The 9,990-nt window shown below is 48.4% G+C and carries 9 protein-coding genes; 1 reads left to right on the top strand and 8 read right to left on the bottom strand.

Features of this window, described 5'->3' with window-relative positions; genetic code table 11:
* The coding region (locus tag C5F52_RS25585; protein WP_146100161.1) for an IS3 family transposase at window positions 1-272 on the top strand (272 nt) is incomplete at its 5' end.
* Between the two features lie 68 nt (window positions 273-340).
* Here the strand turns inward: C5F52_RS25585 and C5F52_RS25580 are convergent.
* The 8 genes from C5F52_RS25580 to C5F52_RS25545 all read right to left on the bottom strand — a co-directional run bounded on the left by C5F52_RS25580 (window position 341) and on the right by C5F52_RS25545 (window position 9,990).
* On the bottom strand, window positions 341-1,357 hold the full coding sequence (locus C5F52_RS25580) for a LacI family DNA-binding transcriptional regulator (protein WP_104801196.1): 1,017 nt from the start codon (window positions 1,355-1,357) through the stop codon (window positions 341-343).
* Window positions 1,358-1,420: 63 nt separating this feature from the next.
* Window positions 1,421-3,022 (bottom strand): GMC family oxidoreductase, encoded by a 1,602-nt coding sequence (locus C5F52_RS25575; protein ID WP_104801195.1) that lies wholly within the window; start codon window positions 3,020-3,022, stop codon window positions 1,421-1,423.
* A gap of 23 nt (window positions 3,023-3,045) precedes the next feature.
* Window positions 3,046-4,440: an FAD-binding oxidoreductase gene (locus C5F52_RS25570; protein WP_104801194.1), complete on the bottom strand. Its 1,395-nt coding sequence runs from the start codon at window positions 4,438-4,440 to the stop codon at window positions 3,046-3,048.
* Window positions 4,430-5,251 carry a shikimate dehydrogenase gene (locus tag C5F52_RS25565; RefSeq protein WP_104801193.1) on the bottom strand — a complete coding sequence of 274 codons (822 nt, stop codon included), beginning with the start codon at window positions 5,249-5,251 and terminating at the stop codon, window positions 4,430-4,432. The genes C5F52_RS25570 and C5F52_RS25565 overlap by 11 nt, the downstream gene beginning before the upstream one ends.
* A 3-nt stretch (window positions 5,252-5,254) precedes the next feature.
* Window positions 5,255-6,688 carry an aldehyde dehydrogenase family protein gene (locus C5F52_RS25560; protein ID WP_201747092.1) on the bottom strand — a complete coding sequence of 478 codons (1,434 nt, stop codon included), beginning with the start codon at window positions 6,686-6,688 and terminating at the stop codon, window positions 5,255-5,257.
* A gap of 31 nt (window positions 6,689-6,719) precedes the next feature.
* On the bottom strand, window positions 6,720-7,493 hold the full coding sequence (locus tag C5F52_RS25555; protein ID WP_104801191.1) for an SDR family NAD(P)-dependent oxidoreductase: 774 nt from the start codon (window positions 7,491-7,493) through the stop codon (window positions 6,720-6,722).
* A 27-nt stretch (window positions 7,494-7,520) separates the two neighbouring features.
* Window positions 7,521-8,225, bottom strand: a complete 705-nt coding sequence (locus C5F52_RS25550; protein WP_104801190.1) for an ABC transporter ATP-binding protein — start codon at window positions 8,223-8,225, stop codon at window positions 7,521-7,523.
* Entirely contained in the window at window positions 8,209-9,990 is a 1,782-nt protein-coding gene (locus C5F52_RS25545; RefSeq protein ID WP_104801205.1) for an ATP-binding cassette domain-containing protein, read from the bottom strand. The genes C5F52_RS25550 and C5F52_RS25545 overlap by 17 nt, the downstream gene beginning before the upstream one ends.

Here is a 9,990-nt window from a genome sequence, read left to right as displayed (position 1 = left end):
GGCACTACAAGATGCAGCCCTATCGAGCGATGCTTGCGCAGCGTGGAGTCAAGCAAAGTATGAGCCGCAAGGGGAACTGCTTTGACAACGCGGTAATTGAAAGCTTCTTCGGCACCCTAAAAGCCGAGTATTTTCATCTTGCACCACCAAATAGCGTTGATGAACTTGAAGCTGGCGTGCATGATTACGTCCGCTACTACAACCATGAGCGCATCAAGCTCAGATTGAAAGGACTCAGCCCGGTGGAGTACCGGCTGAGAAGGACCGCTTAGTTGGCGGAAGCGCAACCGTCCAAGTCTTGGGGGTCAGTTCAAATGCGGGGCGATTCATCGCCAAACTATCAAGTAACTTTTCGAAGACTTCCTCTGATGACGACCCTAGTAGAAAGAGGTGAAACTTCTAACGCGGTAGCACCCTCTATCAAACTAACGACTCGATGGGCTGCAAAGGAGCCAATTTCAACTTTCGGTACGTGAACAGTAGTTAAAGGAGGGTCGACCATGTTGGCAAGTTCAATATCGTCAGACCCGGTGATTGAAAGTTCAACGGGTACATAGATGTTTTGCTCTCGACACTCCGCCATTGCACCGATAGCAATCAAGTCGTTACCGCAAATAAGCACCGTAGGCCTTTGGACCCCACCTAAGACTTGACGAACAGCACTTCGCCCGCCCTCAAAAGTAAAGGGCTGTTCAATGATCCATTCGGGTCGAAGTTTTAATCCAGCGCTTTCGAGAGCTGCTTGCGTTCCCAAAATACGCGCCCTCACCCGCTCGTTGCGATACGACTGGCCTGGACATAAGGCAATCTCGGTATGGCCGTATTCAATAACTGCTTGAGCCATCTTAAAAGCTGCATCGAAATAAGAAAAACCGACGCATGGACGTTGGCTGGAGGTATCCACGGACCAAGTCAAAACATAAGGAATTTTGTACTGACTGAGGAGCTCAAAAACAGCATCATCATGATCAGTGCCGACCAAAACCACTGCATCGACACCGCGTTCAACAAATGAACGAAGTAGCCCGACCTCACGCTCAGGTCGGTAGTCATGACTTGCAACCAGCAGCTGATAGCCCAAATCCCACAACGTTTGCTGGAGTGATTGAATCGAAACCGCAAAAATAGGGTTGTCTAGCGATGGATAGATGGCCGCAATAGTCATCGTTCGACGTGAAGCAAGAGCACGCGCAGAGCCGTTTCTTACATATCCAAGCTGCTCGACTGCACGATTTACACGCTCAAGTGTCGCCGGCTTAACGAGCTCAGGCACCGACAGCGCTCTTGAAGCACTACCCAATGAAACACCCGCAAGGCGAGCAACATCTTCAAGAACAGGACGAGGACCGATAGCCATTTGCTTTTATTAAGGAGAAAGTTTTTTTGTGAACATCGATCCCCAGCTTGGCCACTTTGAGGTTCAACTGGCGTAATCTTCAAGAATCAGATCAGACCCTCTTTCTGCCACCATTATTACAGCGCCTTGAATATTGCCTGAAACCATTTTGGGAATCACAGAGGCATCAACAATCCGCAAACCTTTCATGCCCATGACTTTGAGGCGCAGATCGACCACTGCGTTGGAGTCTGTACCCATTCGGCATGTTCCAAGCGGGTGATAGATTGTTTGACCGTCCCTACGTGCAAACTCTAGCCAATCTGCATCTGACATCGTCGATTCACCTGGACTCATTTCGTGATCAATAAAATTTGCCATCGCAGATTTAGACACAATGCGACGTGCAGCTTTCATGCTCTCGACGATGCACTCTCGATCAACTTGACTATCAAGGAAATTTGGACGAATTGCAGGTTGATCAAACGGGTTGGCTGACTGAATATGAATGCTCCCTTTGGACTCAGGTCGAAGCTGAGTAACACCGATGGTCATACCTGGCTGTTGATCCAAGATGCGTTCCGCAGCATTTGCATAGCTGGCGTGCACCATAAAAAACTGGGCATCTGGCCGATTGAGCTCTGACTTGGTCTTGATGAAACCATGAACCAAGCCAGTTCCTAAAGTAAGAATACCTTTGCGAAACGCAAAATATTTCATAACCTCGCGCACAAGTCTCCAACCGCGTGCCATTTCGTTAAGTGTGATCGTGTTTTTAACGCGCCAATTCATGCGGGTTGCAAAGTGATCAATGTAATTTTCGCCCACCCCCATCAAAGCCTGTTTCACTGGAATACCCAAGGATTTAAGGAGCTCGGGACGACCAATTCCTGATAGCTCCAAAATCTGCGGTGTCTGAACGGCACCAGCGGCCATGACGACTTCTAATGATGCGGACACGCTTATTTCTTGGCCATCACATAAATAAGTGACACCTGTACAGCGCTGACCTTGCAAATCTAGCCTGAGCACATGCGCACCAGTTCGCACAACTAAGTTTGACCTCGAACGCGCAGGTCTAAGATACGCGTCATAAGCACTACAACGCTGCCCGTTGCGCTGATTAACTTGGTAATAACCAAAACCCTCTTGTGCTGGTGAGTTGTAGTCTTCGTTAAAGGGCTGACCATCTTGCTCTGCGGCTTTCAGAAAAGCATCCGAGATGGGAAAGCGCTCGTGAACTTGATCCAATTGAAAGGGTCCAGACTTACCACGCGTTTCACCGCCTGATGGATAGTTTTCCATGCGTCTGAAATATGGCTCAACGTCCTTATAGGCCCACCCAGTAGCTCCCCCTGCAGCCCAGGCGTCGTAATCATCGGGCTGACCACGGACATAAATCATGCCGTTGATCAAACTCGACCCACCTAGGCCCCTACCACGTGGCACAGAAATGATTCGGTTGTAAGTTTTTTCTTCAGGCGCAGTCTTAAAAAGCCAGTTATATTTTTTGTTTGTTAAGAGCTTGCTGAAACCTGCCGGTATGTTGATCCACATGCTGGATGGTTCGCCACCCGCTTCGAGCAACAAAACACGATGCTTTCCAGATGCAGTGAGACGATCTGCCAAAACGCATCCAGCTGTTCCGCCCCCAACAATTACGAAATCAAAGTTTTCTGTGGTCATATGAATTTTAAAAAATAATCTATTTAAGGTTTGATATTTGAAAATACCTTGCCAGGATTCAGAAGATTTTGAGGATCAAGAGCGACCTTGATTTGCCTTGCAATTGCGAGCTCAGCAGGAGCACGACAACGAGTAAGCTCGTCAACGCGGTACTGACCGATACCGTGTTCAGCGGAAATACTTCCGCCAAAAGTACCCACAACATCGTGAATGAGCTGATTGAGCGCTAAAGCATCCAGCGACTGAGGAACAATGACGTTGTAATGGAGGTTGCCATCACCAATATGTCCAAAAGCATTGATTTGAGCTTCTGGAAAAATACGCATCACTGCTTCGTCTGCGACCTGTAAAAATTCAGGAATCGCAGAAATTGGAACAGAGACATCGTGTTTGACCGAGCGGCCTTCTTTGCCTTCTGCTTCAGTAATTGATTCGCGCAAAGCCCAAAGATCAGCCTCCTGCTTCTCAGATTCAGCGACTACGCCATCAGAAGCAATTTCATTTTCAAGAACTTCACCTAAAAACACTTCAGTAGCATCACGCAGGCCTGGCAACGAAGAGCTGGCTTCTAACAAGACATACCAATCTGCTTGCCCCAAAGGTACTTTGAGTTGCAAGTGGCGTGTCACACGAGCAAGTGCGGCACCCGACATCAATTCGAAACCAGTGAGGGTTTCGCCAATAGCTCCACGTGCTGCGCACAAAAGTTTCAAAGCATTGGCTGCGCTTGATACAGCAAGCAGCGCAGTGACGCGATATCGGGGCTTTGAAGTAAGCTGCAACACGGCAGCAGTCACAATTCCTAAAGTTCCTTCTGTACCAATGAACCATTGCTTCCAGTCGTAGCCCGCGTTGTCTTTACGTAATCGTCGCAAACCATTGATGATCTGGCCATCAGCAGTGACAACTTCAAGACCCAAAACACGTGAACGCGCCATGCCGTAACGCAATACGTTTGTGCCGCCCGCATTTGTTGAAACGATACCGCCTATACGTGCGGACCCCTCAGCGGCAAGAGTGATGGGAAGCAATAGACCTTTTTCATCAACGGCCTCTTGGGCCGTTTGCAAAATACATCCTGCCTCTACTTCAATAGTTTCCCCCATTACATCAATATCTCTGATGGCACTCATTCGAGTTAAAGAAAGAACAACTTGCTGTCCGCTTTGATCCGGTGTAGCGCCACCAGACAAACCAGTATTTCCGCCAAAAGGAACTATTGCGACACCCGCTGCAACACAGAGACGAACAACATCTGAAACCTCTTGTGTATTCCTAGGCAGAACAGCGCAAAGTGGACGACCATGAAACATATGTCGCCAGTCATGGCTAAAAGGTACTAAGTCATCAACCTCAGTTACCACACCCCGATCACCGACAACCTTACTCAATGCATCAATCAAACTCTTATGCTGCATTGTTAGCACCCTCAATGTGTCCATAGCGCATGAAATTTGACATCAATGGAATTTGACTTGTCAGCATGGGTGCACCGAAATGAATGCGGCAGCCCTTAGCGGCAGCGGCTTTCAGCAACGGTGTCTCTACCGGTTGCATGATGATTTCTGCTACAACTTGATTTGGCTTTAATAGCAAAACATCAAGTGGCAAAGCATCATCAAATCTCAAACCTAGCGAGGTTGCATTGACGACCAAATCGTTACCAGAGGCATCTGGTGAACCAATTGACAACTCAACGCTTGGTGTCATGGTTTGAATGCGCTCAATCAACTGCACGACCTTGTCAGTGGTACGATTTGCGATCGTTAGACGCTTCACACCGGCTCTAACTAATGCGAAACAAATTGCACTTGCAGCGCCACCAGCACCAGCGACATAAGCGCTGAGTCCTTGGGGATCGATACCCTCGGCACGAAGTCCTGCAACAAACCCTTCACCATCTAACATGGTCCCCAACAATCGGCCATCTTGCATCCTATGGATCACGTTTACCGCACCGATCAGCCTCGCTTCAGCTGTCAAATCGTCACATAGATCAACCATCGCAGTTTTATGAGGCACTGTGACGACAAAGCCAGCTAAATTGTTAATTGCACGTAAACCATGAACAACCACCTTCAGCTCATTTGAAGAGACGTGAATGGGAATCATGACGCCATCAAAACCTTCGGCATTTAAGTAGCTGTTGATTCGTTGGGGTGTTTTGACGTGATGAATAGGATCAGCCAAGATGCCGAATACCTTTGTATTGCCAGTGATATCTTTCATAAATTAGGCCAATGTGTAAGCAGTTTTGACGGATGTGTAAAACTCACGCGCATAGACGCCCTGCTCGCGTGCACCGTAGCTGGAACCTTTTCTTCCACCAAATGGCGCGTGGTAATCGACACCTGCAGTAGGAACGTTGACCATAACCATGCCTGCACTCGATCGTCGCTTGAAATCAGTCGCATGCTTGAGAGACGTTGTGCAAATACCTGATGACAAACCAAAGTCAGTGTCATTGGCAGTCTCAAGTGCTTCTTCATAGTTTTTCACGCGAATCACAGATGCCACTGGGCCAAAGATTTCCTCACGGTTAATCCGCATTGAACTTTGAGTTTCAGTGATCAAAGCTGGTGACAAGTAAAAGCCCGGCGTATCGCGTACCAAGAGCTCACCGCCAGCGACTAAACGTCCGCCTTCTTTGCATCCCAATTGAATGTAGTGAAGATCCTGATCTAATTGATCTTGCGAAACGACTGGGCCGACATCAGTTCCAGACTTTAGCGCGTGATCAACTTTGAGAGATGCCATGCGAAGCTTCATCGCGGCAACAAAAGCATCATGAATACCGTCTTCTACTACCAAGCGGCTGGAGCCCGTACATCGCTGTCCGGTTGAATAGAACGATCCGTTGATAGCGACTGAAACTGCTTGCTCCAGATCCGCGTCGTTCAAAATTACTAGGGGATTCTTTCCGCCCATTTCCATTTGAACTTTTGCACCACGCTCCATGCATGACATGCCAATAGAGCGGCCCGTTTGTACTGACCCAGTGAACGAGACAGCACGAACCTTACGAGAACTAACCAAAGTTTGACCAACCTTTGAGCCAGGCCCCATGACCAAATTAAACACACCGTGGGGTAACTGTCCAGCTCGCGCAATGATTTCGGAAAGTGCCCAAGCGCTTCCAGGAACTAAATCCGCAGGCTTAAACACTACCGCATTACCGTAAGCTAAAGCTGGTGCAATTTTCCAAGCTGGAATTGCGATAGGAAAGTTCCATGGGGTAATGATGCCAACTACGCCCTCAGGCTCACGCGTTACTTCAACATCGACACCTTCGCGAATAGAAGGTAACTTTTCACCAGCAAGGCGCAATGCCTCACCAGCAAAAAATTTAAACACGCGACCAGCGCGGACAACCTCCCCAATACCCTCAGCAAGAGTTTTACCTTCTTCACGTGACAAGAGCATGCCCAACTCATCACGACGCGCAAGGATTTCTGTACCGATTCGATCCAATGCATCAGACCGATGCTCTGCAGTAGCTTTTGCCCACAGCTTCTGGGCCTCATGGGCAGCGTCAATTGCTTGTGTTGTCTGTACTTGGTCGGCAAGTGCGTATTCACCAACAATGTCGTTGTTGTCTGAAGGGTTGATATTCAAACGGGTGGAAGATCCTTCTACCCAACTTCCAGCAATAAAGTTTTTATGCAAGCTCATAATTTTTCTCAGTTCAAAAATTCATTTAGGTCATCAGCCAACCACCGGCGACATCAACAACTTGCCCGGTGATGAAGTCAGCTTTTTGAGAGGTTAGAAATAAACAAGCGTCTGCCACCTCAACAGGTTTACCAAGACGACGCAAGGGCGTAGTGGCCACGACTGCGCTGTTAGCTTGCTCGGGAGCACCAAGAACCATAGGTGTCTCAACACGCCCTGGCGCTAAAGCATTTACCGTAATACCGTGCGGACCCAGCTCTCCTGCAAGGTGACGTGTCATTCCAATCAATGCGGCTTTGGTAGTGCTGTAGTGAGCGCCGACGATGTCAAGATAAGCCTTACCTGCTACTGAAGACATGTTGACAATTCGACCAAATCGACGATCGACCATGCCAGGAACCAATAGACGAGTGAAGTGAAAAACGCTATTCAGGTTCACATCAATCACTTGTTGCCACTCTTCAACTTCCATCTTCCAGATTGGAATAGGCAGCCCTTGATGTTTTGGGGAAATTCCAGCGTTATTGATGACTGTATCGATCGGCCCCAATGCAGCAAAGATGCTTTGACAAGCGCGTTCGCAATCCTCAAATTTACCAACATCAGCTTTGGCAAAATGAACCTTAACGTCTAAAGCGGATAGCTTTGCAAGCAATACATCCACACCCTCTTCAGAGCGATCCACAATACCAACTGAAGCGCCGTGCAATGCATATTGCTCGATCATTGCAGCACCAAGGCCACCTCCGCCGCCAGTGACAAGAACAACCCTACCCTTGTGTGTCAGTGCGTCATCCATGTGTTTTCCTAATTTGGCTGTTGATGATCAATGACCAAGATAGGCTCGACGAACATGTGGGTTCTCAAGTAGCTCTTTACCTGTTCCTGTTAGGGTGACAGCACCGTTTTCGAGTACATAGCCACGATCGGCAATTTGTAAGGTATGAAAAACGTTTTGCTCAACGAGTAAAACAGTCGTACCTTTATTCGCTACTGTGCGAATCACTTCGAACATCTGCTCAACCAATAGTGGTGAGAGTCCTAACGATGGTTCATCAAAAACCAGCAGTCTAGGCTCGGCCATCATGCCGCGCGCAATAGCAACCATTTGCTGTTCGCCACCCGATAGCGAACCCGCCAATTGCGCCAAACGTTCTTTGACACGAGGGAAGATCGTCAAAACACGCTCCATGCGTTCTTTGTGATTTTTACGAGCACCGAGCTTATAGGCGCCCATGAGCAAGTTATCTTCTACAGTCAAAAATGGGAAAAGTTGACGGCCTTCTGGAATCATCGTTATGCCTAGCTCGACGATGTCATGAGGCTCATGCGAACTGATTTGTATGCCCTCAAAATCAATGCTGCCGCTGCGAGCTTGAACAATACCGCAAAGCGTCTTGAGCGTTGTCGTCTTACCAGCGCCATTAGCGCCTACCAAAGTAACCACCTCGCCCACATTAACGTCAAGCGTTACACCCTGCAATACTTCACTTTTGCCGTAACCGGCTTTGACATCACGCAGTTTGAGCATGTGTGTACCCCTTTCCCAGATAGGCTTCTATAACAGCAGGATCGTTAACCACATCAGCTGGACTACCTTGGCGCAATACCTGACCCAAATTAATCACTACGATACGATCAGAGAGTGCCATAGTGGCTTGCATCAGATGTTCGATCATCAACACTGAAATACCAGCATCCCTGATACGGCGAATCATGGCGATCGCACGGGTGACGTCTGATGGATTTAATCCTGCCAAAACCTCATCAAGCAGCAAGATGTTCGGGCGTGTGGCCAATGCACGCGCGACCTCCAGACGCTTCATGCCTCCTACGGTAAGGCTCCTAGCCTCAGTATTCATCAAGGTGGTAAGGTCAGTTAGGTCAGCGACCTCCCAAGCAATAGCCTCAGCCTCATCTCGGTTGCGCGTATTCATAAACGCACCCAGCATGATGTTTTCCAACACAGAAAGACCGGCGAAAGGCTGGACGATTTGGAAAGTACGACCCACGCCTGCATGCGCAAATGTTTCCGGTGAACGTGGGGAGCTCCAACCATCTTTTGTCAGCACAGAAACAGTTCCCTGATCAGGTCGAATGAAACCAGAAAGCTGATTGAACACCGTCGTCTTGCCAGCCCCATTTGGACCGATCACGCCAAGAATTTCACCTTGATGCAAAGTCAAAGAGACATCGTCTGTTGCTTTAAGTCCACCAAAACGTTTGTGTAAACCTTCTGCGCGCAAGATAGGCTGACCATGCTCTGCTAGGCTGTACTTTGGCGATGCGGTTAAGTGAGAAACTTCCTTAGGCTTAGATCCATTGGGGAGACGATCAATCAAACGCAATACATGTTCACTCAAATGTCCAACGAGGCCTCGAGGAAAGAACAGAACAACAAATACGAGCAACATACCGTAAACAAAGCCGTGCGTGCCGTTACCAAATGCACTCAACCAACCACGGGCAAGTTCAGCAACTGGCAACACCAAAATAGTGCCGATCACTGGACCAGCAACAGTACCTAAACCGCCGATGAGCGCGAACATAGCAATTTGGATTGACAGCTCTAAAGAAAAGGCTGACGAAGGCTCCAAGAATGTCAGGTACATGCCGTGAAAGCTACCAATCAGGCTTGTTAAAACTGCAGAAATCACTGCAGCTGAAATTTTGGCGCGTACTGCGTTGACACCCACTGCTCGTGCGGCATCTTCTCTTTCGCGAACCGCAATTAAGTAAAAACCAAATCGTGATCTGCGAATCAATATGCTCACCACCAAGGTAAGTAGGAAGAAGCCAAACGCAACCAACAAGTAGGCCCACTTCTCGCGAAAGATCATCCAGGGCAGTCCAACTTGTAACGGAACGTTTAGACCAGCTGACCCACCCGTCCAACTCTCTTGATGAACGACTAAAAGTCGAACAACCTCAAGAAAAGCAATCGTGGCAAGCGAAAAGAATGGACCGCGCAGTCGGAGTGTCGGATAAGCAATCATCAATGCAACAGAAGATGAAACAGCAGCACCGGCAAACATACCAATCCAAGGCGAGATTCCGAACTGCGCCACCAACAAACCAGCTGAGTAACTACCAATTCCATAGAAAACCGCGTGTCCAAGAGACAACTGTCCAGCGAAGCCACCAACTATGTTCCAAGCTGTCGCTAGTCCAGCAAAAACACATACTTGAATCGCTAAGTGATAAACGAAAGAGGACTGTGCAACAAATGGCACAAAGAGGATCGACAACAATGCCAAGAGGCCTATGTAGAACCGAGGGTTTAAAAGTGGAAACAT

This window comes from Limnohabitans sp. TS-CS-82 (assembly GCF_002943475.1).
The sequence above is the reverse complement of the archived record's forward strand: the minus strand, read 5'-3'. Positions and strand labels throughout refer to the sequence as shown.